The organism is Pseudomonas sp. HC1(2025) (assembly GCF_058742075.1).
Map to the genome: position 1 here is coordinate 2396053 of NZ_CP196017.1, position 26633 is coordinate 2422685.

Annotated in this window: 27 protein-coding genes; 16 read left to right on the forward strand and 11 right to left on the reverse strand. The window is 56.6% G+C overall.

What is annotated here, in order from left to right:
• Positions 1-68 precede the first annotated feature (68 nt).
• The 4 genes from ACSSVH_RS10905 to ACSSVH_RS10920 all read right to left on the reverse strand — a co-directional run bounded on the left by ACSSVH_RS10905 (position 69) and on the right by ACSSVH_RS10920 (position 4095).
• Positions 69-1754, reverse strand: coding sequence for a ShlB/FhaC/HecB family hemolysin secretion/activation protein (locus ACSSVH_RS10905; RefSeq protein ID WP_492634709.1), 1686 nt, complete (start codon positions 1752-1754; stop codon positions 69-71).
• A gap of 686 nt (positions 1755-2440) precedes the next feature.
• Entirely contained in the window at positions 2441-2689 is a 249-nt protein-coding gene (locus ACSSVH_RS10910) for a site-specific integrase (RefSeq protein WP_492634526.1), read from the reverse strand.
• 174 nt (positions 2690-2863) lie between these two features.
• Positions 2864-3640 carry a hypothetical protein gene (locus tag ACSSVH_RS10915; protein ID WP_492634466.1) on the reverse strand — a complete coding sequence of 259 codons (777 nt, stop codon included), beginning with the start codon at positions 3638-3640 and terminating at the stop codon, positions 2864-2866.
• Positions 3641-3741: 101 nt separating this feature from the next.
• Entirely contained in the window at positions 3742-4095 is a 354-nt protein-coding gene (locus ACSSVH_RS10920) for a siphovirus Gp157 family protein (protein ID WP_169954329.1), read from the reverse strand.
• A gap of 92 nt (positions 4096-4187) precedes the next feature.
• Here ACSSVH_RS10920 and ACSSVH_RS10925 point away from each other — a divergent pair, with 92 nt between their 5' ends.
• Positions 4188-4313, forward strand: a complete 126-nt coding sequence (locus ACSSVH_RS10925) for a hypothetical protein (RefSeq protein WP_262380976.1) — start codon at positions 4188-4190, stop codon at positions 4311-4313.
• A gap of 637 nt (positions 4314-4950) precedes the next feature.
• On the opposite strand, the gene ACSSVH_RS10930 is transcribed toward ACSSVH_RS10925, so the two are convergent.
• The gene (locus ACSSVH_RS10930; protein ID WP_492634527.1) at positions 4951-5559 is read right to left on the reverse strand and encodes a hypothetical protein; all 609 of its coding nucleotides are present in this window, start codon (positions 5557-5559) and stop codon (positions 4951-4953) included.
• 486 nt (positions 5560-6045) lie between these two features.
• Between ACSSVH_RS10930 and ACSSVH_RS10935 the strand changes: the two genes are divergently transcribed.
• Complete coding sequence (locus tag ACSSVH_RS10935) at positions 6046-6606, forward strand: hypothetical protein (protein WP_170043084.1); 561 nt, start codon at positions 6046-6048, stop codon at positions 6604-6606.
• Positions 6607-6682: 76 nt separating this feature from the next.
• Here ACSSVH_RS10935 and ACSSVH_RS10940 read toward each other — a convergent pair whose 3' ends face one another.
• Positions 6683-7213, reverse strand: coding sequence for a hypothetical protein (locus tag ACSSVH_RS10940; protein ID WP_170057985.1), 531 nt, complete (start codon positions 7211-7213; stop codon positions 6683-6685).
• Between the two features lie 50 nt (positions 7214-7263).
• Positions 7264-7704, reverse strand: coding sequence for a PACE efflux transporter (locus tag ACSSVH_RS10945; RefSeq protein WP_169954325.1), 441 nt, complete (start codon positions 7702-7704; stop codon positions 7264-7266).
• A 115-nt stretch (positions 7705-7819) separates the two neighbouring features.
• On the opposite strand from ACSSVH_RS10945, the gene ACSSVH_RS10950 reads away from it, so the two are divergent.
• The 3 genes from ACSSVH_RS10950 (at position 7820) to ACSSVH_RS10960 (ending at position 9820) form a co-directional block, all read left to right on the forward strand.
• Entirely contained in the window at positions 7820-8710 is an 891-nt protein-coding gene (locus tag ACSSVH_RS10950; protein ID WP_492634528.1) for a LysR substrate-binding domain-containing protein, read from the forward strand.
• A gap of 279 nt (positions 8711-8989) precedes the next feature.
• Entirely contained in the window at positions 8990-9427 is a 438-nt protein-coding gene (locus ACSSVH_RS10955) for a hypothetical protein (protein ID WP_169954323.1), read from the forward strand.
• Between the two features lie 72 nt (positions 9428-9499).
• Positions 9500-9820, forward strand: a complete 321-nt coding sequence (locus ACSSVH_RS10960; RefSeq protein WP_169954322.1) for a hypothetical protein — start codon at positions 9500-9502, stop codon at positions 9818-9820.
• A gap of 45 nt (positions 9821-9865) precedes the next feature.
• Here ACSSVH_RS10960 and ACSSVH_RS10965 read toward each other — a convergent pair whose 3' ends face one another.
• From ACSSVH_RS10965 to ACSSVH_RS10975, 3 genes are all read right to left on the reverse strand, one after another.
• Positions 9866-10384, reverse strand: coding sequence for a hypothetical protein (locus ACSSVH_RS10965; RefSeq protein ID WP_492634529.1), 519 nt, complete (start codon positions 10382-10384; stop codon positions 9866-9868).
• 259 nt (positions 10385-10643) lie between these two features.
• Positions 10644-10826, reverse strand: coding sequence for a hypothetical protein (locus ACSSVH_RS10970; RefSeq protein WP_170058695.1), 183 nt, complete (start codon positions 10824-10826; stop codon positions 10644-10646).
• 60 nt (positions 10827-10886) lie between these two features.
• Positions 10887-11726 (reverse strand): endonuclease, encoded by an 840-nt coding sequence (locus ACSSVH_RS10975; protein WP_169954320.1) that lies wholly within the window; start codon positions 11724-11726, stop codon positions 10887-10889.
• A gap of 175 nt (positions 11727-11901) precedes the next feature.
• Between ACSSVH_RS10975 and ACSSVH_RS10980 the strand changes: the two genes are divergently transcribed.
• From ACSSVH_RS10980 to ACSSVH_RS11005, 6 genes are all read left to right on the forward strand, one after another.
• Complete coding sequence (locus ACSSVH_RS10980; protein WP_492634530.1) at positions 11902-12327, forward strand: hypothetical protein; 426 nt, start codon at positions 11902-11904, stop codon at positions 12325-12327.
• A 167-nt stretch (positions 12328-12494) separates the two neighbouring features.
• Positions 12495-12701 carry a hypothetical protein gene (locus tag ACSSVH_RS10985; protein ID WP_172314089.1) on the forward strand — a complete coding sequence of 69 codons (207 nt, stop codon included), beginning with the start codon at positions 12495-12497 and terminating at the stop codon, positions 12699-12701.
• Complete coding sequence (locus ACSSVH_RS10990) at positions 12698-13498, forward strand: aminoglycoside phosphotransferase family protein (protein ID WP_492634531.1); 801 nt, start codon at positions 12698-12700, stop codon at positions 13496-13498. Before ACSSVH_RS10985 ends, ACSSVH_RS10990 begins: the two co-directional genes overlap by 4 nt.
• A gap of 111 nt (positions 13499-13609) precedes the next feature.
• Positions 13610-13942, forward strand: a complete 333-nt coding sequence (locus ACSSVH_RS10995; protein WP_492634532.1) for a DUF2790 domain-containing protein — start codon at positions 13610-13612, stop codon at positions 13940-13942.
• Between the two features lie 11 nt (positions 13943-13953).
• Positions 13954-14865: a LysR family transcriptional regulator gene (locus ACSSVH_RS11000; RefSeq protein WP_169954316.1), complete on the forward strand. Its 912-nt coding sequence runs from the start codon at positions 13954-13956 to the stop codon at positions 14863-14865.
• A gap of 273 nt (positions 14866-15138) precedes the next feature.
• Complete coding sequence (locus ACSSVH_RS11005) at positions 15139-16395, forward strand: OprO/OprP family phosphate-selective porin (protein WP_432755602.1); 1257 nt, start codon at positions 15139-15141, stop codon at positions 16393-16395.
• A 177-nt stretch (positions 16396-16572) separates the two neighbouring features.
• Here ACSSVH_RS11005 and proP read toward each other — a convergent pair whose 3' ends face one another.
• Positions 16573-18075, reverse strand: coding sequence for a glycine betaine/L-proline transporter ProP (proP, locus tag ACSSVH_RS11010; protein WP_169954314.1), 1503 nt, complete (start codon positions 18073-18075; stop codon positions 16573-16575).
• A gap of 298 nt (positions 18076-18373) precedes the next feature.
• Here proP and ACSSVH_RS11015 point away from each other — a divergent pair, with 298 nt between their 5' ends.
• The 5 genes from ACSSVH_RS11015 to ACSSVH_RS11035 all read left to right on the forward strand — a co-directional run bounded on the left by ACSSVH_RS11015 (position 18374) and on the right by ACSSVH_RS11035 (position 26263).
• Positions 18374-19708 carry an EAL domain-containing protein gene (locus ACSSVH_RS11015; protein WP_492634533.1) on the forward strand — a complete coding sequence of 445 codons (1335 nt, stop codon included), beginning with the start codon at positions 18374-18376 and terminating at the stop codon, positions 19706-19708.
• Between the two features lie 381 nt (positions 19709-20089).
• Positions 20090-20755 (forward strand): response regulator transcription factor, encoded by a 666-nt coding sequence (locus tag ACSSVH_RS11020; RefSeq protein ID WP_169954312.1) that lies wholly within the window; start codon positions 20090-20092, stop codon positions 20753-20755.
• A 113-nt stretch (positions 20756-20868) separates the two neighbouring features.
• Positions 20869-21534, forward strand: a complete 666-nt coding sequence (locus ACSSVH_RS11025) for a response regulator transcription factor (RefSeq protein ID WP_169954311.1) — start codon at positions 20869-20871, stop codon at positions 21532-21534.
• A 71-nt stretch (positions 21535-21605) separates the two neighbouring features.
• On the forward strand, positions 21606-23918 hold the full coding sequence (locus ACSSVH_RS11030; protein WP_492634534.1) for an ATP-binding protein: 2313 nt from the start codon (positions 21606-21608) through the stop codon (positions 23916-23918).
• Positions 23915-26263 carry an ATP-binding protein gene (locus tag ACSSVH_RS11035; RefSeq protein ID WP_492634535.1) on the forward strand — a complete coding sequence of 783 codons (2349 nt, stop codon included), beginning with the start codon at positions 23915-23917 and terminating at the stop codon, positions 26261-26263. Before ACSSVH_RS11030 ends, ACSSVH_RS11035 begins: the two co-directional genes overlap by 4 nt.
• The last annotated feature ends 370 nt before the right edge of the window (positions 26264-26633 follow it).

The following is a 26633-nucleotide window of genomic DNA, read 5'->3' on the forward strand; positions in this document are numbered from 1 at the left end:
GCGTTGTTCGTTGCAACGCTGCTGTGGTGGTCAGGTACGGCGGTAAACTCAGGCTAAACAGGTGTTGCTCAAATCTGCACGCTAAGGCGCGTCAGCCAGACCTCCCGCTCCTGGCCAAACCCTGTGGGCGTGTTGAGGTTGCGTTGGTAATCGAGGTCCAGTTGCACGTTTTTCCAGCTCAGGTTGAGCCCTGCACTGGCACCGCTCAGGCGCTGGCTTTGAGCGCCGTGTTCGCGCTTGATCCAGCCGTTGTCCAGGCCCAGGCGCGGGGTGATTGTTACCGGCAGGTCGCTGGTGAGCGGCAGGCGCAAGGTGTTGCGCCATACCGCGCCGATGGCCCCGGACGCGATGTTTTCGCGGTAGCCACGCACCGCCGAATCGTCGGTGCCCAGCAGTTGTTCGATGGCAGGCAACGCATCCGGGCTGTATTGCGCCGACAGCTGGCTCTGCCACTGCCACGGTTGCCCCAGCCATTGGCCGTTGCGCCATTGGGTGAGGTTGGCGCGGTACTTATGGAATTGCGCCTGGGGCAGGTTTTTTTGCGTGTGGTCAGCATCACGGTCGGCGCCGAACCATGTCAGGCCTTGGGCGTAATTGACGTCGAGGTTCCACACTGCGCTGTTGAGCCAGAACAGATTCAGGCCAGCCTCGGCCACTGTCAGCGTCGGGCTCTGGATGCCTAAGCGAACCTTTTGCAGGTAGCTGTCGACGTCTTTGTAGGCCAGTTGCAGGTTGGCGCTGAGTTGATGGCCCTGGTCGCGCCACAGCACGCGGTCGGTGCGCAAACTGACCTGGTCGGTACGGCCGCTGTTGTAAAACGTGGCGCGGCTGAGCTTGTACGGCGAGCGGTATTCGTTGTGGCTGGCGAACAGGCTGTAGGTCCAGTACCCGTAAGGGATGGAATAAAACAGGCTGTTGCTGCGGCTGTAGCGCGGCCCGTGATTGAGCGTGTCGCTGAAGCTCAGGTTGAGCGAATCGTTGAGCGTGAGCGGGCTGTCCAGGCTCAGGTTGATGGCATTGCGATCACGCCCCGTGCCGGCGCTGCCGAGGTTATCCACTCCAAGCCCCAGCCCCCAGCGTGACGCCGTGCTGCGCGAGCGCAGGATGATGCGCGAGGCGCCAGCTTCACTGCCAGGGGCGATGTCGGCGGTGAGGTCCACCGAACGCAGGCGGTTGAGCTGGTCCAGGCCTTGTTCCAAATCGCGCAGGTTCAGCGGCTTGCCGAGCATCCCGGGGAACGCGCCGCCTAACGACACCGGCAGGCTCTGGTCGGCCAGTTCGATGGCTTCGAGGTAGCCCTCTTCGACGTGAATATCCAGCGACTGCCCGGCCGCTGGCGGGCTGATCAGGTACGGGCGGCTGGCGATATAGCCGGCTTGCACATACAGCTGGGTGATCTCGGCCAGCAGGCGGTTGATCTGGGTGACGCCCATGCACGGCGCCACGTAGGGTTCGATGCGTTGGTTCAGCTCAGCCTTGCTGAACAGCGTGACCCCGGCCAGGCGCGTGCCACTTAGCGGCCAGCAGCGTTCGTCTTTGGCTATGTCTGTTGGCAAGGCCGGCGTGGCCGCTTGCGTACTGAAACTACCGCGTTGCATCTGCCGTTGGCGCTGCTCCAGGTGTAATTGCTGCAAGTCGCGCTGTTGTTGCTGCTGCAAGCGCAGCGCTTCCTGGCCCGCTTGCCGCCCATCGGCGGCGGCCGGCAGCGCGCACAGGCAGAGCAGGGCGACGCCCAGGCTCTGGATACAACACAGGCGTTGGGTTGAGGGCTGATTCGGCACTCGACATCCTTAACGTAGAAATACACACAATCCATACCCCTAGCCAAACGGTGAACTCAGGGATCTTGCACAGTTGAGCCATCATTAAACTGTCTGCTACATCAGTTGTAGGATTTTTTACGTAAAACGTGGGGAATGCAGCGTTATTCACAAAATAAATGCATAGAGGTGGTGCGGGAGGGCCAGGCGATAACTCCTTGGGCGTTTCATGAGGCGATTTTTACCCTCATTTTGCTGACTGACCGATCAACCCTACCTTTCAGACGTATTTACCCCTTTGCCTTTTACAAACGCCGCTGGGGGGCCATAGGACAAAGGCCACGAATCGTGGGCAATTTGGTAGTTTGTGTGCTGGTGGGCAGGACGTCGGGGCGGGGAGTAAATCATTTCCGCAACCTGATGTGCACCCCTTGAGTTATGGGGCTTTCAGCGTATCGAAATATGGAGGGATGCGAAAGCGCTAAAATGGTTAACTTGCTGAATTTAAAGAAAAAAATCACCAGTCTTGAAAGTCGGCGAACGTTAACAGCGCTCCCAGGGTTCGAGTCCCTGGTTTCCCGCCAAGATTCAGACAAAAGCCCGGCTTATGCGGGGCTTTTGTGTTTCTGGGGTTCGGCTGTGGCTGGCTTGTATTTTTACGGAACCGTTCCATAACTTTTCTATTTTGACGGCTTCGTAGTGGCGCCGAGCCTTCTGTCAACGCATTTTGTGATTTCCTGATTGCTGTGCCCCAGCAGCAGGCTTGCGTCGCCGATATCCACGATTTCCGACGCCGCCTTGGGTCGAATATCTCGCAACTGAAACCCGCCGATCTTCGCGGCGAGCGTCGGATCTCCTTGTTCGATAGCTTTCTCGCAAGCCATCTCTCGTGCCTTGTCCCAGCGCAAGCGCAGCATCCCCTTCGTCATCCTTTTTCCCTGCTTGTTGATCAGCAGATACTTGGAAGGATGGGCGGCATTCCTCCCTGAAATTTCCCGAACTAGCCTGCCTCTTCTATTCCGCTGGCCGGCAGTGCGAGCCAGGACTGTCGGTGATTACGGCGCTGGCAGTAAGAACCACCTCTGCCAGCGCGCAATGGATCGTTAGGCAGTAGGTCTGACCCGGAAGGCCAGGAACACCGGGCCGAATGGGAAGGTACTGACTTCCAGCTCATCCAGTGGGTTGAGCGTGTGTGTGCGACTCCCAGCATTGCTGTAGATCACATGGCTGCTTGATACGGCGATGTTGACCTTGCCGGCGGCCGCCTGGATCAGATTCACCCTGAACCCTTCAGCCACGTCATCACCAATGGTGAGCGTGACGTCTGTATCGCTGATAACCAGAATCGACTTACCTGAGTCCGCCATAGTCAGTGGTCTGCTGCCGGTGATGGAGACGTTTGTGTGTACGTGGCCCCCGGCGTGGTAGCTGACCATTCGTGGGTCGGCGAAGACGCGGGCGAAGGCGCCGACATAATTGACACTGGCGCGCATGTCATCGAATTGCTCGACCACGTAGGTGCCGATGCTGCCTGATACTTCAGCGTTGGGATCCAGAACCCATTTGCGTCCTACCATCAGCCCGATCTGGGTGTTGGCACGTACGCCGGCACGCATCTCTTCAAGGAACAGCTGACTGATCTGGCCACCACCCTTACCTTGGACATAGGTAAACCGCGCAATGGAGTGGCTGTCTCCAGTAGGGCTGCCCTGGGAGGTGTCGACCTTGTAGTCGACAAAGTCCGCCGAGACGGTGGTGGTCGTTGTGTTGGCGTTTGGCGCCCAGGTGAAATCCAAGACCCTGCCGGTTTTAACCTGCTCTAACGAGGTGGTGGTTTGCGAGGTGGTAGTAGAGCCTGACTGCTTCAAATCATCGTTCATGTTACTCATCCTTAAGTGAAGTGCTTATGAGTGCAGGCCGAACTGGCCCGAAGCGTATGATCGCCGTCATAACGCCACTTTTGCTACAAAACCCTGTTGTCTTACTTGATCCGTATGGAACTGTCACCGCGCTCGAGGTGTGCCCAGATCGGCTCTTCGAGTAGTTCGTGTTCTGCATCTTCACCGGCGGCCATGCGTTTTCGTACGGCTACGTTGTGCTCTCGGATTTCCTTGAGGTTGGCCGTGATGGTGCGCTTGTCGGGAGAGAACACGGTTTTAGTGTCGATGAAGTCGTCCGGGATATCGTCCTCTTTATCGACGATGATCTTTTCGGGCGCTAGAGCCAAAGTGATCGTGAACAAGGGCCGCCTGATCGTTTTTATATCGGTGGCCTCCATGTTTTTGCGCAGGTACTCGACGAGCTTGCCGACGGTGTTCTTCCTGGCGTCGGCCATCGCTTGGAGTTCGGCGAGTTTGCTGGTGACCTAATGATCTTGGACACTTCAATCGGGCGCTATGATAGCGCCCAAATCTGAGGTGTCTGGATATGCGTCAATCGTCTTCGAGTGAGTTCAAGCTCAAGGCTGCCAGCATGGTGCTTGATGAGGGTCAGCCGGTTACCGAGGTCTGTGCCAGCCTGGATATCGGCCCCACTGCTCAACCCAGTTTGTAAGCTCCATGATGGCTGCTTCAAGGGTGAGTTGGTTTTCGTTGATTTTGGACCGCGGGGAGGGGGGCAGGTCTGAGCTCGGCATCGGTGTTCCTCCTTGGAGTGAACAGCGTAGCAGTTGGTGTTTGGTACGCCTGCTTTAGGGGTTTCTCCTTTCGATCAATGGCAGCCTCTCACCGACACTCCGTTTTAGGCGGTTCGACGCCCTTTCCAGTAATCGCTTACCATGGCTCACGGACTTTAATTTTCAATCATTAAATGGTTCTGAGTAATGAAAGGGTTTATATCCAATGCCCTCGTATTGACATTGCTCTATGCACTTTCAAATGGAGTGTCCGCTGAAACACCGAGCACAGCGAGGCGGAGGGTATCAGGTAAGGCCAAGGTGATTTCCTTTTCGAGTGATGGCATTTAGCCAAGATCCTAGCTCAGTAATTTGAGATATCAAATCTCGGCCCTGCATTTCAGCTGCCAGAATCGCTCCTGTTTTTGGAGACTCTCGATGACCGCTTTTGGCCGATTTCTGCCGGTGACAACCGACTGAAAACGGCCAATAGCTGACACTCCGTTTGTCTACAAATCCAGGAGCGCTTCACTGCGTAGCCGATGAAACGACTACTTTTTAAAAACTGCTAATCTTTCACTTCCGTTGATTAAAAAATCGCTTAAAACTCTGATTGATTGACATACTAAATATGGCTCGGTCAACTGTGAAATCTAATGTGTCGGATACGGCGATTAGTGACCTTAACTCTTCAGGGAAGTCTTCGATGCTAGCGCATACCGTTGGAATCAAATATCGAAAGTAGTCTCCAATTTCCGCGTCTCCCTCATAACCAATCGGATTGTCTTCGCTGGACACGTAATCTTCTAGCGCGTGATAAACATAGAAGCCTTTTATTGATGGAAGTGAATACTCCGTGAGCTCTTGATAAAAGTTCGAACTCTCTAAGACTATGCGTTCCATTTCGTCGCGCGACGAGGGTTTGAGGTGCCTGCGAAACCTATATATATCTAAAAGAGTTCGACCTTCCTTGTTTTTTGGATAACTTTGAAACTCACGCGACTCTTCCCACATAAACTCATTTATACTGTCGAGTTTTTCCTCTAGCTCTGGAATAGCCAACAAGCTCGAAGGGATAGGACCGAAACAGTTATTCACCATTACAGCTATACGCCCATGTCGATCCATGGCGAACCACGTGAAGATAGTCCCAAAACTTGGCTGCCAATCTTTATCTAACGGCATTACTTCACCTCTGGTAAAACGTGTATATCGCCTGAGATTATTATCGCCAGTGCTGGATTGGCCCTGTTACAGAAACTTTACTGATCCAGGATCCTACCCTGTGAACTATTACCAGCGCTAGATATTTACTGACGGGATGGGGCAGTGGCATAGGCCTCTGGGTCAATTCAACGTCAGTTTCAACAGGCTCGTGCCTAACGTCCACTTTTTCCTGCTTTTGCACGGTATGATCAACGTCAGCTTGCGGCCAATAGGAGCCGCTGGACAGCTTGGGCAGGTGTTGTCGTTCAGCGTTTGCCTTCAACGTTCGCGGGTTCGCACTGGGTTGGGGCAAAGAGAGCATAGCGGCGGCCTTTTCTCTCTCCCGAAGTGCGCGTGTACAGTCTGTCCTGTTATGCTGATTCAGCCGTCCGGCGTGTAGATAAGATGCTATACGGCAGTAAGTGACAGGTATGTTGGCTAATTGATAATTAGGGAAAACTGAGTATGCGTCGTTTAATAGCCAACGGGTTTGTGTTTGTCAGCATTGCTATACTCTGTTGCAGCTGCACATCTTATTCGTCCCAGCCGACAATCAACGAACCCGTTGAACCCGAAACACAAGAAATTATCTCCAGCTTCAGTTACGCAATAAATTCTCCATGGAAAGACAGTCGCTTCGGCAAGGACGCATACGCAGCGACACTCAACGTTATTCCCGGTGCGCAGGATAAGAACTCCAGCCTTGCCGCCCCGAGCCTGCCAGCATTAGAAATTAAGATCTCGGAGTTTTCATCTGGCGGCGCTTGCGGACAAGATTACTTGACGGGTCTGAGTCTGGGTTTGATCCCCAGTTGGTGTACGCGGACAAACCTTTTCAAGTTTGATTTTATATTGAATAAGGACCAGCGCTTTTGCAGGCAGAAAACCTACTCGATAAACTCCACGTCGTTTTCACATCTGACGATGATTCCGTTTGCACTTCTCAATACGGGCAATCAGCCATTGACGCTCTATCAGGCGGCGCTTAAAGATTTTCTTCGCAGAGGTCAATGTGCGACGCGTTGAGAGGCTGCTTTTGGCCGTTTGCTGCCTATCATGAGGTCCGCAATCGGCCAAACGCTTACGTTTATATCAGTAGGGGTCATGTAGCAACGTAGACAAGAACCGGCTGGAGGCAAGTGAGCGGCGGTGCCGAATCAAGTATTTCGGTAGGTTCACACCATGGATAGCTGCGACCTTGAAGCCAGTCCATTATTTTTCGCATATGCTGGGAAGGACACTCCAACATGTGTTCGATGGTAATGGACAGCTGAGTGGCCAAGCCGCTTTGCGGTGAAAAGATCCAATGATATTCCCCGCAGCCTACACGTAACTCCCCAGTCGCTTTTGTTGACATGCCAACCAGCCATTTGCACTTATGAACATTGGCGTCGGGCTTTGGCGCGTCACCGAGGCAGAATGTATAAACGTTCTCATATTGCAGGCTAAAGCTGCGTACTAGTACTTCAGCAATATCTTCGCGCCCCTGGACGTTGGGAGGAAAAAGGACGTTGCCTCTCTGCACTAGCACGTTAAGAGCTGCGTCTAGACTGAAAGCATGTTGCAATAAGTCAGGCCGATTTCCGTCCTTACCGAAGATGTAGCTCTCAATCGCTCTGGTGGCATTTTTCATGGACAAATCCTGATGCTGCTACAGATTGGCGAATCTGGATTCCGCGTGAATTATGGGTTAACCGAAACTTCCCCCTTCGCGGAATTTGGTACATCGAACATCCTATCGAAGACCCACTGAAACGCCAGCGCGTAAAAGAAGAAGAAAACGAACAGCCCCAGATCGGTGACCAGTGCAGCCCACCAAGAAATCTCCAGCCACCATGCCACCAGTGGTACCAACATTAGAACTAGCCCACCCTCAAAGCCCAGTGAGTGCAGCAAGCGTCTGCCCAACGTGCGAGCACGCTGTGGCTGACGCGCTTCCCAGAGTTCAAAAGCGTAGTTAAACAGCACGTTCCACAGCAGCGCGCATACAGATAACATCACCGACAGCGCACCCGCATGGGCCAAACCTTCGTCGTATATCAACGAGATGCTAGGCGATAGCACCGCAACAGCGATTGATTCATAGAGGATGGCTTGAAGAATTTTTCGCGAAGGTCCTTGCATGGTTTTTTCCCAAGGGTGGCGAGATCGAATACCTGCGACGGTATCGCTGCGTACACACCAAGAAAAATGAGATAAATTAAATATTCATCAATTCAATTCATCTAGGGAACGATGCGTGTTTTCGACTCTTCCGCTGAACGCGCTGCGCACCTTCGAGGCGGCTGCGCGACTGGGTAGCTTTAAAGCGGCAGCTGAGGAACTCTCAGTCACCCCCGCGGCCATTTCCCACCAGGTCAGGATGTTGGAAGCCCGCCTCGGAGCGATGCTGTTCAAGCGAGCTGGACAAGGCGTCGCATTGACCGAAGAGGGCGAGTTGCTATATCGCCAGACTCACCGCGCCTTGTTAGACATTCGCCGCAGCCTGGAGGCTTTTTATCCGGACACCGTTCCCCAAACCCTAACCATTTCTACTACGCCGGGCTTGGCCGCTGCCTGGCTAATTCCACGACTGGGTGGTTTCTATCGAAGCTTTCCACAAGTCAAGGTGCGGGTCGATACAGGTAACGAACTAGTCGATCTACTGCGTGATTCCAGTATCGATGTCGCTATTCGTTCAGTCAGCCGCGACGACCCGAAGTTATTCTGTCAGGAGCTAATGAAAGAGCAATTCTCTGTTTACGGCGCCCCAGGCCTGGTGGCCTCGTTGAATGTAAATCAGATCGAACTGATCAACTTACACTGGAAAATTCCGGGAGCATTCTCAATCAACTGGGAAAGCTGGTGCGCGGCCGCAGAATGCCAGACCTGGCTTGAAACGGCGCAGATGCGTGAGTTCGACGATGAGTATTTTGCCTTGAGCGCTGCGATTGCTGGTCATGGGCTGGTGCTGGCAAGCAATGTACTGGTCGCCGACAGCCTCAGGCATGGAGAATTAGTAGCCTATAGACCGGAAGTAAGCCTGCTTGGTCCGCGTTACGTTGCGGTGTGCGTGCCAGGACGGGAGCGGCAGGAGCCTGTGAGTGCGTTCCTTATGTGGCTGGCAGGAGCCGCTCTGCAGGACGGCTGACGATACTCGGCCTACACTTTTTTGAGCGCGGGCATACGATAAGTCTCAGGACTCGTGTGCTATTCGGGAGCTTGTGTTCTGTCGGCAGGACGCCGGGAAGGGGGGGCAAAACAGTTGAGTAGGTAGCACGTTGAACCGCAAGGGTATCAGCTAAACAATCGGCGCAATCACTACTTGTTTTACAACGGGGCAATGAGCCATTAGCACATCTGTGCTAATTCCCCAGCAAGGGCATCAATGCTAACTTTTTTACTTTGTTTTTATTGTGAAAGAGGTTTTATGTTTAATCGCATCTCGAAGGTGTTGCTGGTTGCCACAATAATTCCGGTTATCTTGCTTGTTAATGGTTGCCGGGTGATTGCTCAGGAGCGATGGGTGGGAAGGTCAGATCAGGAAGCCTTGAACCTATTTGGTAAACCAGCAGCAGTCAAGAAGGTAAAGGGCGCGAATGGAGAGGAACTTATTGTCCTGACATGGGAGAAGTCTTCAAGCTGGACCAATACCGAAGCTGCAGGAACCTCGATGAATCATACCGGTAACGGCATGGTGTACACGGAGTATTATGAAACTGTAGGGCACAGTTCTGATTGTACGATTGAGGCCACCGTCAACCCGTTTGGCAAGATTGTGGATTTCAAGATTGATAATGGCCGTATAGTCAGTAATAAGTGTAAAAATATTCCTTACGTCCCTGGTTACATTCCGCCGGGGTTCTAGAGTATCTGCTACATCTTTACGGGGTCGAGCATCCCGCGCCCTGTTACAGAGCAACAACTAAGGATGGTGATCATGAATTACAAATGCCTGTTGCCCATGCTCCTGCTGGCTGGTTGTGTTTCCCAACCTAATCACCAAGGTATCAACTGGGGGGAGGGAGCCTGCCCAAAACCCGCTCCAGAAAGCATCTCCGCCACCCATCATCTGGTGATTGAAGACGGTAAGACGCTGAAGTGCCAAATCCGTCCTTATGTCTGGAACATGGCTTGCCAAGGGATTGTTGACGGGGAAACTGAAGGTGTGGTTTGCCAGGATAATGGGGGGAACCAGATGATTTTCCTGTTTGACGACAAAGGCGTGCTTACTACGCATCGCAGCTTGAAGGCAGGTTAGGGGAGTCCAGCTGTTCCAGCCAGTCATCTCAAACCTGGAAAACCGTCAATAAAATGCGGCGCCTGTTATGACGATGCCTTTCGTATTGCTGGTTTTATAAATCTTGACTAAACCCTTATTGCTGTCGCCACTGGAGTGACATATTTTTATTTCCTTGTTTAGCTCTGGCTCAAAAATCTCAATGCCGCGGCAGCTATTTCTACCGGCAGGGGATTGTGTATATGCCGTTGTGTAAGTGCTTTGAGTTCCGTCGGATAAATAAATTAAAAGTGAGAGCGGAATTTGTAGGGCTAGCAGGCACACTAAAAATAATGCCAGTGGAAGTACTGTAATCTTTTTTAGAGTGTTTATGAGGCTTCCAGACAATATGTCTTTTTTAAAGATGATAAAGCCTAACGAGCTTATAGCTGCCAAGATTAATGAGCTGGTGATATAGATTTTTTGAAAGTTCGGCTTGAAAAAAATCACTGAGTAAATATGGCTACGCCATGCGAAAAGCAATGAAATAGTCAGCATCGTTCCAAAAATCATAGGCACCAAATAAAGGTACGAGTTCTTTTTCAATTTTGCTGCTCTCTATCCTCGGTGCCAGAATTATAGGCATCTTGTGCATTAAGTTTCCTCCCGCAGATCGCTCGCCACGAGTCCATGAACCAGTATCTCGCGATCTTAACGGCGTTGATTTCCTGAAACAGAATGCCGCTCATCATACGGGGGAGACGTTTTATCAAAGTAGTTCAGGCAGCTATGGTTGCGGCGCGCACCTGCGGGTTCCGGAATCCAAGCCTGAGTAACCTCTACCGAAAGCGGCCGGATTTCGGGCTCACATGCCCAGCGTAGGAATGGTCACCTCGCCACACTCTATGAGTTGGCCAGCGGTCAGTTGAAGCACATCATTGGGTTTTGCGGCGTACCCGGCAATAAAGCCGATGGCCACCAAGGCGATACAGAGCAGGGATCTTCTGAAAATCATTGGGAATTCGCTGAGTTGTTGGTGTGAAAACATGCAGCACTGATTCCCGATTGTGCAAAAGGTTCCTGGCGCGCTGGCTCTGCAAGGCGCCTCTTACGACAGCAGCACCACACGAGCACTCTCGAACAGCACGGGCCGTACAAGGATTTTGTAGCTGTCAGCATCGAACGACTGCGATGGCAAGGCCGGCGCCAATCGGGCCTCGGCCTCGCAGGCGTAAGTCCCGATGTACCGCCAGTTATCCACGACGTGGTATTGCTCCAACTGGCCATGGCGTTCGTGCAGTGCAATGGCGGCGGGGTATGGCCAGCGATGGACGGCCCAGTGGGCCAACGCCTGCAGCAAACGCTCGGTGTGGGCTGCATGGGTTTCATCGCCCCGGCATGCCCCGGCGCATTTACGGATCTGCGCACGGAAACAGCCCTTCGCGCTGGGTGGTTCTATACCCAGCAGGCTATGGCAGAGGCGGTGCTCGTCGGCGAGCAGGATCAACGCTTCGATTGCCATGCGTCGGCTGCGAAACAGCCCGTACAACTGCGGCCCCTCGGCCAGCGCGGTGGTGTCGATGATCTGCAGTTTGCCCCCGTGCAGGCGTAGCGAGCACAGGCGGCGCTGCCGGCGCAGGCGCTTGTTCTTCAAAGGCTGCATCTCTTTGATCAGGCGCGACTCCAGCAACAGCGCACCGATTTCTCCCGCGGTTTGCTGATATTCGATCCGCTGTGCCTGGCGCAACATGCGCGCTTCTTCGGGGGTACGCAGGTGCGCCAGCAGGCGGCTGCGGATATCGACACTTTTACCGATGTACAGCGGCATCGATTCACCTTGCGCGTAGAAAAAATACACGCCGGGCGCACGCGGTGCCGCCTCGGCCTGGGCGCGAAGGTGGGCAGGGTATTCAAAGGGTGGGGCGGGGAGAGTCGGGCGTAGAGGCATGCCGGATATAGTGCGGCATCAACTGGCCGAAAGGGTTGCCGCCGGTCGGTCCAGTCTCGCGGCAGTCGATAGTGATCAGGCTTGCGGGGCCGATTTTAATGCGCTGATCGCCGTGGGAGAGGGGGCATGATACCTTTGCGCGCAATGTGGCTAATTGGCATCAGGGAGTGATGGAATGGAATACAACACGGCACTGCTGGTCGCTGCCGGGCTTAACCTGCTGGTGGCGCTGATGCATATCGGGGTCATCATCAAAGGGCCGTCCTGGTATCACCTGTTTGGCGCGGGCGAGCGCTTTGTACGTGCAGCCAAGGCCGGTCGCCGCTTCCCGGCGGTGGTGACGGCGGGGATTGCCCTGGTGCTCGCCGCGTGGTCGGCCTATGCGCTGTCCGGCGCCGGAGTGATCGGCCCCTTGCCCCTGCTGCGCCCTGCGTTGTGCGTAATCACCCTGGTGTATCTGTTGCGTGGTCTGCTGGGCCCGTTCGTGTTGGCCGGCACGGGCCGTAGTACGCGCTTTATCATGATCAGCTCGGGGATTTGCGTGGTGTACGGGCTGGTGCACCTGGTGGGGTTGGCGCAGGTGTGGAATACCCTGGCCTAGGGCTGGCAACGCGTGCGCTATCGCAGCCTCGGCCAGTTTTGCTGTACGGGCCACCAGGGCATCTCGGTGGTTGATTCTCGTCAACTCCATGCAGCACTGTTCTTGCGCTTTTCAGGACCGACGGGCGCAAGTGTGTAGATGCCGTCACCATTTCCAGGGGAAAACCAATGAAGTACCTGCGCACCTTGAATGCCGCAATGGAACGCTTTGTGAGGCGGTTTACCCGCACGCAGTTCCTGTGCGCTGCCATTGCGTTCACCGCGCTCAACTTCTTATTGGACTACACCGTTGCTTCATATACCTCCATCTACCTGTCCATGCTCAGCGGTTGGCTGTTTGCCATGGGCTTTGTGAAGTTCCCGCCTCAGCCATGATGTGTCTATTTGATCAATACCTGGAGCGATGGGACCTGACCGTCGATGGCGATGCATTCGCCTCGCGCAACGGCAATCTATTGCCTGTTCGCCAGGACGGTGTGCCGGCCATGCTCAAGGTCTCCCAAGTGGCCGAGGAGCAAGCCGGCAGCGTGCTGATGGCCTGGTGGGACGGTGACGGTGCAGCGCCGGTGCTGGCCTATGACGGGGAGGCCTTGCTGATGGTGCGTGCGCTGGGCTCGGCTTCGCTTGTACAGATGGCCAACGGCGGTCGCGATGAAGAGGCCACGCGCATCCTTTGTGGCGTGGCCGCGCGCCTGCATGCGCCACGGGCCAAGCCGATTCCCGCGCTGGTTCCCCTGGCGCGGTGGTTCGAAGCGCTATGGCCGGGGGCGGCGAGGCACGGCGGGATCCTTGCGCAGTGCGCCAGCACCGCCCGCGATCTGCTGGCGGCGCCCCAGGATGTCGCGGTACTGCATGGCGACATCCACCATGGCAATGTCCTGGATTTTGCCGCGGCCGGCTGGCTGGCTATCGACCCCAAGGGCCTCTACGGCGAGCGCGGCTTTGATTACGCCAACCTCTTCTGCAACCCCGATCAAAGCGCCCTGGCTCCCGAGTGCTTTGCGCGGCGGATCGAAGTGGTCGCCAAAGCCTCTGGAATCGAGCGGCGTAGGCTCCTGCAATGGGTGCTCGCCTGGGCAGGTTTGTCGTCGACCTGGATGCTCGAAGACGGTGAAGAGCCGGGAATCACCCTCGGGGTGGCGCACCTGGCGGCGGCGGCACTGGGGCGGTGATTATCGTCAGGCTTAGTTGCACATAACAGAAAGGTAATCTTTAAGCTACCTTGGTGAAAGGGTCGGTTAGTTAATCTCAAGTCTGGAAAAATGACTTGAGAGATAAATCTGATGAACCTGTTGAAACTAAGTATTGCTGCATTGGCGTTGTCATTATCCACGGTCGCGTTCGCCACAAACGGCGGTGATCGTGGGTATGAGAAGTTGATGAGCGATAACCAGCAAGCCATGGCTGCTTATGCGCTAAAACAAGGTAAGGAACAACCCCAGATCCAGGACTATCGCTATGGCATGAAACTGGACATCGCCAAGGTGGTCAACGTGACCCCTAAGATCAGCTCCTGCGACATCGTCCCGTCGCGCATGACTTACGAGGACTCGAGCGGCAAGCTCAACACTATCGAATATCAAGTCATGGGGCATTGCCGTAATAATGGCCGCTGAAAGGTTGCCCTATGACTGCGCAGGCACCGTTGATTGACCGCGAGCTGGCGCAGCGTTTTCTGACATGCGCACGCTGTGCCAGCTTTCGCCAGGCTGCCCGTAGCCTGAATATCCGTACTGCAGAACTGCGCAAGCAACTGGCCCAGTTGGAGGGGCGGCTGGGTAGCCCGCTGTTTGTATTACGAGAAAATGCCCTACGCCTGACCCTCAAGGGGCAGCGCCTGCAAGCGCTGCTGATAGCGCGGTTTGGCGATGTTCAACCACAAGTGGGCGCCGTGCCTCAACCGCTGTTGCGTCTTGCCGTGGAAGACTCCCTCATGCACGACCTGCTGGCGCGTGAGGTGCTGGATTTTATGCGCAAGCACCCGGCAATGCAGTTGGAAGTCATCCCGCTGACGGGCGAGCCAACACGCCAGGCGGATGTCATGGTGTGGTTGGCGGATGCTGACCGTCCTCGTCCAGCGCCGGGGTTTGCCATGACCACGCCGCAACGTCTGGCGCGCATTGACTTCAGCCCGCATATGGCCAAGCGTTACTGTCGCGGCAACCGTTTGCCGACGCAAATTGCGCACTTGTCCGACTTTATGCTGGTGCAAGGCCGTACGAATGCGCCGGTTGCGGCGTTTGCACCCTGGAACCGCCTGGTCAAACAGCGCCAGCGCGCAGTGGCCCAGGTGCATTCCCAGGCGTGGGTGCAGGAGTGGGTCAGGCACAGTGCCTGTGTCGGTTTGTTACCGGACTACATCGGCCATTTGGATAAAAACCTGCTGGCCCTGACCCCCTTGTTTGGTGAGCCTATGGAACGGCTGGCATGGCTGTCCACGGCGCCCTTGACCGCTGAGCAACCCCATGTGCAAGCGCTGGTGGCGTTGATTCACAAAGTGTTCGAAGAACGGCGTGACTGGTTTGAAAGAGTCATCTAAGTTGGTATTGGTTTTAACCATTCTGAAATATTCGATGTGAATGCCTGTGTAACTTGTAATTCCCTTGTTTATAAGGTCCTTGTCGCGGTTAAAGGGCAAGAAATATCCATGGTCACAAAACTGTCTTGTGAATAAATCCAAAATGTCATTTGGTCTTTGGAAACTCCCCGTCGCCAAGTAATACTTAACGATAGTGAGGGGAAGTTGATGTCGATTAGTTATTCAAAGTGCGTTCGGTTAACTCAATTCAGCCTGGCGGTGGCGGGGAGCGTATTGGCCATTTCGGCGCAGGCAGGCACGGTAACCACCGATGGCGCCGATATTGTGCTCAAAACCAAGGGCGGCCTGGAAGTGGCCACTGCCGACAAAGAGTTCAGCTTCAAGCTGGGCGGGCGTATCCAGGCCGATTACGCCCGGTTTGATGATTACTACACCCGTAACGGCAACACGGCGGACGCCGCGTATTTTCGGCGTGCCTATCTGGAGTTTGGCGGCACGGTCTACAAGGACTGGAAATACCAGATCAACTACGACCTGTCCCGTAACGTGGGCAATGACAGCGCAGGTTACTTCGACGAAGGCAGCGTGACCTACACCGGGTTCAATCCGTTGAATGTAAAAGTAGGGCGTTTCTACACCGATTTTGGCTTGGAGAAAGCCACCAGTTCCAAATGGGTCACGGCCCTGGAGCGTAACCTTTCCTACGATGTGGCCGAGTGGGTCAACGACAACGTCGGCATGGGCGTACAGGCCAACGGCGTGGTGGGACAGATGGCCTATTTGTCCGGCAGTGTGTTCAGCGAAAACAACAACGACACTGACGGCGACAGCGTCAAGCGCTACAACCTGCGCGGCGTGTTTGCGCCCCTGCACGAATCCGGCAATGTGTTGCACGTAGGGCTGCAATACGCCTACCGAGACCTCAAGGACGCCGCCATCGACACGCGCATCCGCTCACGCATGGGCATGCGTGGCGTCGAGACCAACGGCGGCAACAGTGCCGGCACCAATGGCACCCGCTCGGTATTTGGCGGGAGTGCGGCCCAGCAAGGCTTGTGGCAGGACGACTCGGTGTGGGGCCTGGAAGGTGCTTGGGCGCTGGATGCGTTCTCGGTGCAGGGTGAGTACCTGCGACGGACCCTCAAGGCCGATGCAGCACAGAGTGACATCAAGGCCAGCGGCTACTACGCACAACTGGCCTATACCCTGACCGGCGAGCCTCGCATCTACAAACTCGATGGCGCCAAGTTCGACTCCATCAAACCGCAAAACAAACAAATCGGCGCCTGGGAGGTGTTCTACCGCTACGACGCGTTTACCGTCGAAGACGATAATGTCGTGGTCAGCACCAATGTGCGCCAGGTAGGTGACAGCCAGGGCAAGGCGCATACCCTGGGCGTCAACTGGTACGCCAATGAGGCGGTCAAGGTCAGCGCCAACTACGTCAAGGCCCGCACGGACAACGTCAGCAACACCCTGGGTGATGACACCGGTGATGGGGTGGTGATGCGCCTGCAATACGCTTTCTAAGCCACAGGTTCCGAAATCAGATGAGCCCCGGCGAGTCGGCGATACTGTCGACTGGTCCGCCGTCATCCCCTGTAGGAGCGGGCTTGCTCGAGAGGGCGGTGGTTCAGTCACCATTGTCGGCGGCTGACCCACCGCTATCGTTGGCAAGCCAGCTCCTACATTTGTTGTGTAGCGCAATCAGTCAATCCGCGGATGCTGTTGCGCCAGGTTCTGGCGCTTGGCTTCCAGCTCGGCGATCTGTTCGTCGAGGTCTTCGATCTTCTGTTCGATATTGTCGTGATGCTCCTGCAACAGCTCCCGTGCCTCTTCCATGTCCGACGCTGCCGGGGCCGCGCCGCGCAGGGGCTTGTTGGCGGTTTCCTTCATGGTCAGGCCGGTGACCAGGCCCACCACGGCAATGACCATCAGGTAGTACGCAGGCATGTACAGGTCGTTGGTACTTTCCACCAGCCAGGCCACGGCGGTCGGGGTCAGGCCAGCGATCAGTACCGAGATGTTGAACGCACTGGCCAGGGCGCTGTAGCGGATGTGGGTGGGGAACATCGCGGGCAGGGTGGACGCCATCACGCCGATAAAAAAGTTCAGCACCACCGCCAGCATCAGCAAGCCTGCGAAGATCAGCCCGAGCTTGCCGCTGTTGATCAGCATAAAGGCCGGAATAGCCAGGGCCAGCAGGCCGATACTGCCGGCGATGATAAAGGGCCGGCGCCCGACCTTGTCGCTGATAAAGCCGATCATGGGTTGCACGAACAGCATCCCGACCATGATCGCGATGATGATCAGCACCCCGTGGTTTTCGCTGTAGTGCAAGTTGTGCGTCAGGTAGCTGGGCATGTAGGTGAGCAGCATGTAATAGGTGACGTTGGTCACGGCCACCACGCCGACACAGGTCAGCAGGCTGCGCCAATGCTGAGTGGCGACCTCCTTGAACGATACGCGCGGGCCACGTGCCAGGCCTTCGCGGTCGCCCTGTTCAAGCTTTTCGACATGCTGTTGGAAGGCTGGGGTTTCTTCCAGGGCGTGGCGCAGGTACAAGCCGATCATGCCCAGGGGCAGGGCTAGGAAGAACGGCAGGCGCCAGCCCCACTCCTGGAACTGTTCTTCACCTAGCACGCTGGAGATCGCCACCACTACGCCCGCACCGAGCACAAAGCCTGCGATGGAGCCGAAGTCCAGCCAACTGCCGAGGAAGCCGCGCTTGCGGTCGGGGGCGTATTCGGCGACGAAGATCGAGGCCCCGGTGTATTCACCACCCACCGAGAAGCCCTGGGCCATCTTGGCCAACAGCAACAGGATCGGGGCCCAGATGCCAATCGAGGCATAGGACGGAATCAGGCCGATGGCAAAGGTGCTGATGGACATGATCACGATGGTGGCCGCGAGGACTTTCTGCCGCCCGTACTTATCCCCCAGCGCACCAAAGAACAGGCCACCCAGTGGGCGGATCAGGAACGGCACGGAAAAGGTCGCCAGCGCCGCGATCATCTGCACGCCAGGGTCGGCGCCGGGGAAGAACACCTTGCCCAGCACATAGGCCACGAAGCCATACACCCCGAAGTCGAACCACTCCATGGCATTGCCCAGTGCTGCGGCGGTGATCGCCTTGCGCATCTTGGCGTCGTCGACAATGGTGATGTCTTTCAACCCGATTGGGCTGACACTTTTCTTGCGTGATTTCATACAGGTCACTCTGTCACTGAACGGTGTCGATGCCATTGTTTTAATGGCATGGTCTACTCGGTCAGATACATGAGGACACGAAATAATTCACCGCTTAATGTTTTTTTTCCTGTAGGAGCCGGCTTGCCGGCGATATTCGTCAACGCTGACGCAGCACAACTGCCCTGATACCCACCGCACAGCGCTCCGTTATGGTCGCCCACCCCGCAGACAAGGGTGCTTTTAGTCCCAATCCTATTTGCTTCTTTTTTGCCACTGATAAGCTTTTTTCCTGGAAAAGTATCGGGAAATTCTTGTCATGATCGTAAATGCCGCCGTACCCAACGAGTTCAACGCCCTACGCGTTATCACGTTGGCAACCGACGCCACCTGTGCCAATTGGCTGTCCGGCGCGTTGAGCAGTATGGGCGTTACAGCGCTGGCCAACGCTAAATCCTTGAGCGACGTAGAGGCCTGGCTGGTCGACCAGCCGGTGGACGTCATCTGCTGCGAAATTCGTCCGGGGTCTGATGATGGGCTGATGCTGCCAAGCCTGCTCAAGGGGCTGCACGAAGCCGGCGCCGTGGCGCAGTTGCCGAGCATCTTCTGGACCGGTGAAACCACCTTGAATGCGCAGGTGCGTGCTGTGGAAGAGGGCGGCGTGGCTTCCCTGCATGGCGGCACCCCGCAGCGCTGGATCAAGCACATGGGCGGGGTCGCCATCAGTGCGTTGGAGTCCCATGCCCGATTGGCCCGCGCCGCCGGGATTCTGGTGGAGATCCTGCGCGAAGGCGCAACCCTGGAACTGGGCGATGCCTTGCGAGCCGTGATGCTGACCCGCGCGAAACCGGACCCGCAGTTGCACATGACCACATTCGACGCCTTGGCCGAGGATGAAGTGATCAATGCGCTGACCACGGGGGAGGGCTTACGCTTTGTGTTCCAGCCACAATTCGAGCTGTTGAGCCGGCGTGTAGTGGGAGCCGAGGCATTGGTGCGCTGGAAGCACCCGCGCTTTGGTGAAATCCCGCCGTCGGTGCTGATGCCGTTGGTTAACCGACTGGGCCTGGACCTGTTGCTGTTCAGCCTGGTGGAAATGTGGAGCATCCGGGCGATGCTGGCCCTCAAGCGTGAAAACATTCTGATCCCCATCGCGGTGAATGCCTCGGCAAAAACCATTTGCACCCCATATTTTGCCGACCGCCTCGCCACACGGATGCAGCAGGCCGAATTGCCAAACCACTTGCTGAAAATCGAGCTTACCGAGGACGTACCCGAACCGGACGAACTGCATCTTTCCGCATCGCTGACGGCAATCCGCGCCAAGGGTTTCCAGGTGTCCCTGGATGATTTTGGTACCGGCGCGGCCACGTTGAACCTGTTGGCGAACCTGTCGTTCGATGAGATGAAAATCGACGGCTCATTCGTGCGTGCCGTAGAGCAGCACTCGTCATCACGCAAGGTGATTGCGGGTATCGTCAGTTGGGCCGGCCTGCTGAATCTGAACCTGGTGGCCGAGGGCATTGAGGATGAGTCCACGATCCCTCTGCTGCATCGCCTGGGCTGCCGCGTCGGGCAGGGTTATGCGCTGGCGCGGCCGATGGAAATCGAGGCCTTTTTGAGCTTCCTGATTGAGCGGGGGAAACACCCGTAAACATACTTCTGTCTGTGTGGCTCTGGGAGGAGGCGGTTTTTAGGAGTGCTCTTATTTCAATTGTTTCGCCATGGCTTTAAATTTCCATCATCGATTTTTTTAAATTGTATGCCGCTGGAGTTAACTGCTCTGCCCATTCGATAACCACTGCTGGATGTCTTGAATCTCAAAAAGTCGACTACTTGCCTGGCAACTTAAAGTTTGCCGGTGGGTGTTGTATTGCCTGATCGAAAGTTCGCCTGTTTGTTTTTAATGTGCGATGGCTCAGTTGCACGGATGGAATTGATGTTGTAGGTCCGTCTTCCCTGGCGGCAACTTACCAATGATGAGATAGCGTTATTTTTCATCTTTTTGCTCGTTATACAGAGTGTCCTGTGATCTATGAAACGCTTACAAATTGCTTTGCTGGATGATCATGCAATCGTGCGACATGGCCTGGTCAATCGATTGCTGCAGGAACCTGATTTTGAAGTGGTCGGTGTCTACGCCCGTACGCGTGAACTATTGGCAGGGCTGGCCAAGGACCCGGCGCAGGTGCTGTTACTGGACTATGTCCTGGGGCCCAGCGAGTTGGATGGCGTGTTACTGATTCGAGCGTTACGGGTGAAGTTTCCACAATGCCGCATCCTGGTGTTCTCTACGCACCATGACGCCGCCACCGTGATCCTGGCCTTGCGTGCCGGTGCCCGGGGATTTCTCGGCAAGGGTGAAGATATGGGTCAGTTGGTCGACGCCGTCCGGTTGGTGGCGTCGGGGGCGGTTTACCTGAGCCCGGACATGGCCTACAGGGTTGCCGAAGCCACTGCGGTCAACTATGACGGCGAGGCGCGCAATCGCGAGGACGCGTTGCGCTTTGTCAGTCTGTCTGCCCGTGAGCAAGAAGTGATTCGCTGTTATCTGACGGGCATGACCATCACCGAAATTGCTGAGAAATTCAGCCGTAGCATCAAGACCATCAGCTCCCAAAAGGCTTCGGCTTTTCGCAAGTTGGGTGTGATATCGAACAACGAGCTATTCAAGATCAAGCACCTCATTGAAGGTATCTGAACCTGGCGGGTTGGCGCCGTGTCATTTGCCGCTTGTTGCATATACTGTTCTATCGTTGGGTATCCCTGTTTTCGGCAGCGCGGCTTGCGCTGGGTTGAGTGGGCTCGATCATAATGAAATCTATACGTATTGCTTTGTTGGATGATCACGCGGTTGTTCGACATGGTCTGGCCAATACCCTGGCGGCCGAGGCGAACTTTGAAGTGGTAGGCATTTATGAGCGCAGCCGCGACCTGATCGCCGGTCTCGCCACGGCGCCTGCAGACTTGTTGCTACTGGATTTCTCCCTGAGTCCCGAGGAGTTGGACGGCGTCTCATTGATCCGTGCCTTGCGAGTCAAGTTTCCCGCTAGCCACATCCTTGTGTTGTCCACCCACCACGACCCGGCGACCGTGGGCCTGGCCATGCGCGTCGGAGCCCGCGGGTTTGTCGGCAAGGGTGAGGACATGGACCAGTTGGTCAAGGCCATCCGCAAAGTGGCATCGGGGGCGGTGTACCTGAGTCCCGACATGACCTATCGCCTGGCCGAAACCGTCACCAGTGATACCCGCAAAGGCTCTGACGAAGTGCCGGACGCCCTGATCCTGGCGGAGTTGACCAGTCGCGAGCAGGAGGTCATTCGTTGTTACCTGGCGGGCATGACCATCACTGAAATTGCCGAGAAGTTCAATCGCAGCATCAAGACCATCAGCACCCAGAAAACCTCGGCGTTTCGCAAGCTGGGGGTTACGTCGAACAACGAACTGTTCAAGCTCAACAAAATCATTGGCTCGCCATGAGGCGGTGGTGGTTGGGGGGCTTGTTGTTGTGGTCGCTTGGAGGGGCCGTCTTCGCTGCTGGCCCGGTTCAGTTGAGCGAGCAGGAGCAGCGCTGGATACAGCAGCATCCGGTGTTGCGGGTGGGCGTGGTCGAAGACCTGATACCTTTTGAGTACCTGCGTGATGGCACCCTGCAGGGACGCTCAGTGCATTACCTGCAATTGGTGACCGATGCCACCGGCCTTGAATTCACCTATGTTCCGGGAAAGACCATTGAGATACGCGAGCAAATGCTCCTCGATGGCCAGGTGGATCTGCTGTCCTCTTACTTGCGTTTCAGGTCTGAGCCGGCCACCAAGGGCCTTGCCTTGCTGACCTACCAGACCACCTCGCCGATCATCGTGACGCGTTTCGAAGGCCCGGATATTTTCGACCTCGACCAACTGCATGGCAAAACCGTGATGGTTCCTGACGTGGATCATTACGAAGAGATCGTCGGAGCATCAGGAATCGAGGTCACGCTGATCAAAAGCAAATCGGCCCTGGAGATGCTGACCCGCGTCCAGGACGGCAGTGCTGACGCGGCCGTTGCCACGGAAACCTTCCTGATGCCTTATCTGTACCGCCAGTTCCAGGGCATCCTGGAGGCTTCAGGTGTGGTCGGCAGCCAGATGCTGGATGTCAGCATGGCGGTTCGCTCGGACCAGGCACTGCTGCATTCGATCCTCGAAAAAGTCCTGGGCTCGATCACTGCCGAGCAACGCAATGACATGTACGACCACTGGTATCACGAGCTGGATCTGGATGTTCCAACCCTGCTTGCCATCTCCAGCCACTACTGGCATGTCCTGATCATGGGGGCGTTGGTGCTGGCCAGCCTGTGTGTGCTGGTCTATCGCGGCCATCGCAGGCGGCGTCAGGCTGTGCGCAACGAGCAGGAAAAAACCATGTTCCTGGCGGTCATGGGCCATGAAATTCGTTCGCCTATGAATGCCGTGCTGGCGGCCATGGAGTTATTGGGGCACACCCGGCTCAATGAGCAGCAGCGCCACTTTGTGCACCTTGCCAATGGCGGCGCCAATGCGTTGGTGCGTTTGCTGGATAACGTGCTGGACACGCCAGGCTCGGGTGCGCGGGCGTTGCGCCTGAGCATTGAACCGACCGATGTGACGGCGCTGGTGCAGGGCGTAGCGGGCTTGCACCGCCTGCGCGCCCGGGAAAAGCACCTGAGCCTGAATGTGAGCATCCACACCGCGCTGCCCTTGCTGTTACTCGACAGCTCCCGCCTGACGCAGATTCTTCATAACCTGCTTTCCAATGCCATCAAGTTCACCGATGCCGGCGGTGTCGACATCAAGCTGTGCCTGTTGGACCTACCGGCCGGTGGTCAACAGTTGCAAGTCAAGGTGCGCGATACCGGGATCGGTATCAGCGAAGCGGTACAGGCGTCGTTGTTCCGGCCATATGCCCAGGCCAGTCAATCCTACAAGCGCTCCGGTGGTACCGGGCTGGGCCTGGTGATTTGCCAGCAACTGGCGAACTTGATGCAGGGGTCGTTCACACTCAGCAGTGAGCCGGGGGTTGGCACGACCTTCATCCTCTGCATGCCGGTAACGGTTGCCCCCCAGACTGCTGAACCACCGCAGATTCAGCAGTCCGCGCCAGAGGCCGAGACGGGCGGCCTGCAAATCCTGGTCGTGGAAGACACCCTGGCCAACCAGGAAGTGCTGCGGGCGCAGATCGGCGGCTTTGGCTGCGAGGCGGTGATCGCCGCCGATGCCGCCCAGGCCCACAGCTTGTTCGCGCAGCAGGCCTACCAATTGATCCTGATGGACTGTGACCTGCCGGACCAGGACGGTTACAGCCTGGTTCGCGAACTGCGTGAGTTCGAGCGCGGCTTGGGGCGTCCACGCTGCCCAATCATTGCCATTTCTGCCCTGACCGGTGAACAGCACCTCAAACGTTGCATGGATGCTGGGATGGACGCCGCATTGAGCAAGCCGATACGCCTTGGGCAACTGCGCGAAGTGATCGAGCGCTGGTGCGACGTCACCCTGGCTGCACCCCGTGCGAGCCTGATGGCCCCACAGCTGGATCAGGCGGCGATCAATCGGGAGATGGCCAGTGACCTGGGGAGCCTGATCAAGGCCATAGCGCTCTGTGACCGCCCCAGCGCCGTCCACGTTGCCCATCGTCTGCACGGTGCTGCGCTGATTATGGAGTGGCTGGCCCTGGGGCAGAGTGCCGAGTATCTGGAGCGCCTGCTGCGTGCGCAGGAGGGCTGGGATAGCCCGGCCTACGCCCAGGCCCTGCGGGCGTTGGTTGAGCATTGGCGGGCCTTGGGCGGGGATGCTCCCCTGGAAGTGCTGCCGCCCGCGCGTGCCACGCGGGTGACCCAGCGATGAACGCCAAATTGCTACGCCTGCTGCTGATAGCGTTCGTGCTGGGAAACCTGGGCGTCGGGGTGCAGGCCGGCCCGACGCCGCTGGAGCTGACCCAGCAGGAGCGTGATTGGATTGCTGCCCATCCGGTGCTGCGTGTTGGCGTATTCGATAACTTGCTGCCTTTTGAATACATCAGCAATGGCCAACTCAGAGGGTTGTCAGCCAAATACCTGGGGTTGATTGCATCGCGCACGGGCCTGTATTTCGAACCCGTCACCACCACTACGCGCAGCGCCCGCAAGGACATGCTGATCAGCGGCGAAGTCGATATCTTGTCCACCCGGCGCCGGGACGATGACCCGGCAAAGGATCTCGGGCTGCGTTACACCACGCCCTACAACACCAGCTCGACCGTTATCGTCAGCCGTTTTGGCGATCAACCGTTTGCCGACTTGGAGCAACTCGCCGGCAAGCGGGTGGTGATGCTGGGGCGCGAGGAGGATTACGTCGCTTTTTTGAAGCGTAAGGCCCCGGGGATAACCATTGTTTCTGCCCTGAATGCGCTGGACATGATGGCGATGGTCAAGGACGGCCGCACGGACGCGGCGATTGCTTCGGAATGGCTGCTGATTCCCTACCTGTCCCGCCAATATCATGGGGTACTGCAGATTTCTGGGGTGCTGCCGTTGCTGCATACCGGTGTGAGCATGGCAGTACGTGACAGCGATGTGCTCCTGCTGTCTATTTTGGACAAGGTGCTGGCGTCCATCAGCGGCGAAGAGCGCAAGGCGATCTATGACGCCTGGTTTGCGGATATGGACCTGGACATTCCTACCGTCAAGGCCATTGCCGAGCACTACCAAGGTGAGCTGTGGTTGCTGCTGGCCGTGGTGGCAGTGCTCGTCGGACTGGTCGTGCAAAGTCGCCTGCAACGGCGCCAGGCCATGAACAGCGAACGGGAGAAGGCGATGTTCCTGGCGGTCATCAGCCATGAAGTGCGTTCGCCGATGAACGCAGTGCTGGCCGCCGTGGAACTGCTGGAGCACACCCCGCTCGATGAGCAGCAGCGACATTTCACCGGCTTGGCCAATAGCGGCGCCAATACCTTGCTGCGGCTGGTGGATGATGTGTTGGATATCTCCAAGATGGAAGCCGGGCAACTGGCCCTCAATCTTGAACCGGTGGACCCATGGGCGCTGGTCTTGCGGGTAGTCGACGAGCATCGAACGCAAGCGCAGGAAAAGGGCATTGAGCTGCTCGTCACCGGCGAGCGTCCCGGCGACCCATTGTTGCTGGACGAACTGCGTCTGGCGCAGGTGCTGCGCAACCTGATCTGCAACGCCGTCAAGTTCACCGATGTGGGTCGGGTAGAGGTGCAGTTGCTACAGCTGGAAAAGCCTGCGGTCGAGGTGCGACAACTGGTGATCCGGGTCATCGATACGGGCATAGGCTTGTCCAAGCAGGCGCAAGCCTCGCTGTTCCGGCCGTATGCCCAGGCCACGCAATCCTATCGGCGCACTGGCGGTACCGGCCTGGGCCTGGTGATCTGCCGGCGCCTGGTCAGGTTGATGCGTGGCAGGTTGGTGCTCAGCAGCTTGCAGGGGGTCGGTACCCAGGTCGAGGTACGGTTGCCAGTTGAACGGGCTGTTTCCCCGCAACTGCCGGCACCTGAGCCTGCGCCGAGCGCGGAATCGGCTAACGGTTTGCAGGTGTTGGTGGTGGACGACTCGCTACCCAGTCGGCAAGTGTTGCAGGCACAACTCGACAGCCTTGGTTGCGCGGTGCTGCTGGCGGCTGATGCCGACCAGGCGGTGGCGTTGTTCAGTGCGCACCGGGTCGATATGGTGCTGATCGACTGTGACTCGCCAGAGGGCGACGCCGAGCGCATGGTCAGCGCGTTTCGTGAGTCGCAGCTCCAACAGGAACGCTCATATTGCCCGATCATCGCGCTCTCGCAATTTAGCGGGAATGAATACCTGCAACGTTGTTTCGATGCCGGTATGGATGGTGTACTGAGCAAACCGCTCCAACAGGCCATGTTGCAGCAGATGATTGAACTCTGGTGCGAAGTAACCCCGGCGCCGCAAGTTGCAGAGTACCTGGAAACTCCAGGGTCGCCGGAGGCCGTGCGCCAGGAACTTAACAGCCTCATAGAACTACTTGCCCTGCGCGATCGCAGCATGGCGCTGGAGGCGCTACACAGGCTGCGCACTGCCGCGTTGGACGTCGGTTGGGAGGACTTCGCGGCCACGGCGCAGCGTATCGAAGTGCTGTTGCAGGACGAAGTGAGCTGGCCAGCAGAAGCGGTTGCGGGTCATGCCCGTAGCCTGCTTGAGCACAGGGCCGGGCTTCCCTGTGGAGCCTAGGCAGAGTAGGGGCTTCACAGCAGGACAGGTTGCTCTGGGAATGATGCAATCGCCGCGAATTGCATGCCCTGCCGCAACATATGCCTCACCGCCTCGATAAAGCTCGATGGCGGCCACCGGTTGTTCGCAGCTTCTCTATTGATAAACATTGCAGCGCCTGTTTTTAGGAGTGCTCCTATAGACGGGCTATTAATGTTTTTCCATTAAACAGTGCAGTGCAACAGTAAGTTTTATAGTGGTTTTAATTGTTGGGAATTTACCGTGCTCAATTGTTTTTCAGAGCACTCCTATATTGAGTTCGATGTGGGCTCCCTAAACTTAGCCCCGCAACAGCACAGAAGCTCTCCGATAAACGGAGGCTTTACAACTT

Excerpts from the sequence above, each read along its gene's own strand:
- ACSSVH_RS10945 (WP_169954325.1), bottom strand. The coding sequence starts at position 7,704 with ATGCAAGGACCTTCGCGAAAAATTCTTCAAGCCATCCTCTATGAATCA.
- proP (WP_169954314.1), bottom strand. The coding sequence starts at position 18,075 with ATGAAATCACGCAAGAAAAGTGTCAGCCCAATCGGGTTGAAAGACATC.
- ACSSVH_RS11015 (WP_492634533.1), top strand. The coding sequence starts at position 18,374 with ATGATCGTAAATGCCGCCGTACCCAACGAGTTCAACGCCCTACGCGTT.
- ACSSVH_RS10995 (WP_492634532.1), top strand. The coding sequence starts at position 13,610 with ATGAACCTGTTGAAACTAAGTATTGCTGCATTGGCGTTGTCATTATCC.
- ACSSVH_RS10985 (WP_172314089.1), top strand. The coding sequence starts at position 12,495 with ATGAAGTACCTGCGCACCTTGAATGCCGCAATGGAACGCTTTGTGAGG.
- ACSSVH_RS11025 (WP_169954311.1), top strand. The coding sequence starts at position 20,869 with ATGAAATCTATACGTATTGCTTTGTTGGATGATCACGCGGTTGTTCGA.
- ACSSVH_RS10970 (WP_170058695.1), bottom strand. The coding sequence starts at position 10,826 with ATGTTTTCACACCAACAACTCAGCGAATTCCCAATGATTTTCAGAAGA.
- ACSSVH_RS10955 (WP_169954323.1), top strand. The coding sequence starts at position 8,990 with ATGTTTAATCGCATCTCGAAGGTGTTGCTGGTTGCCACAATAATTCCG.
- ACSSVH_RS10975 (WP_169954320.1), bottom strand. The coding sequence starts at position 11,726 with ATGCCTCTACGCCCGACTCTCCCCGCCCCACCCTTTGAATACCCTGCC.
- ACSSVH_RS10940 (WP_170057985.1), bottom strand. The coding sequence starts at position 7,213 with ATGAAAAATGCCACCAGAGCGATTGAGAGCTACATCTTCGGTAAGGAC.
- ACSSVH_RS11000 (WP_169954316.1), top strand. The coding sequence starts at position 13,954 with ATGACTGCGCAGGCACCGTTGATTGACCGCGAGCTGGCGCAGCGTTTT.
- ACSSVH_RS11035 (WP_492634535.1), top strand. The coding sequence starts at position 23,915 with ATGAACGCCAAATTGCTACGCCTGCTGCTGATAGCGTTCGTGCTGGGA.
- ACSSVH_RS10915 (WP_492634466.1), bottom strand. The coding sequence starts at position 3,640 with ATGAACGATGATTTGAAGCAGTCAGGCTCTACTACCACCTCGCAAACC.
- ACSSVH_RS10960 (WP_169954322.1), top strand. The coding sequence starts at position 9,500 with ATGAATTACAAATGCCTGTTGCCCATGCTCCTGCTGGCTGGTTGTGTT.
- ACSSVH_RS10990 (WP_492634531.1), top strand. The coding sequence starts at position 12,698 with ATGATGTGTCTATTTGATCAATACCTGGAGCGATGGGACCTGACCGTC.
- ACSSVH_RS10920 (WP_169954329.1), bottom strand. The coding sequence starts at position 4,095 with ATGGCCGACGCCAGGAAGAACACCGTCGGCAAGCTCGTCGAGTACCTG.
- ACSSVH_RS10980 (WP_492634530.1), top strand. The coding sequence starts at position 11,902 with ATGGAATACAACACGGCACTGCTGGTCGCTGCCGGGCTTAACCTGCTG.
- ACSSVH_RS10925 (WP_262380976.1), top strand. The coding sequence starts at position 4,188 with ATGCGTCAATCGTCTTCGAGTGAGTTCAAGCTCAAGGCTGCCAGCATG.
- ACSSVH_RS10930 (WP_492634527.1), bottom strand. The coding sequence starts at position 5,559 with ATGCCGTTAGATAAAGATTGGCAGCCAAGTTTTGGGACTATCTTCACG.
- ACSSVH_RS10910 (WP_492634526.1), bottom strand. The coding sequence starts at position 2,689 with ATGACGAAGGGGATGCTGCGCTTGCGCTGGGACAAGGCACGAGAGATG.
- ACSSVH_RS11020 (WP_169954312.1), top strand. The coding sequence starts at position 20,090 with ATGAAACGCTTACAAATTGCTTTGCTGGATGATCATGCAATCGTGCGA.
- ACSSVH_RS10935 (WP_170043084.1), top strand. The coding sequence starts at position 6,046 with ATGCGTCGTTTAATAGCCAACGGGTTTGTGTTTGTCAGCATTGCTATA.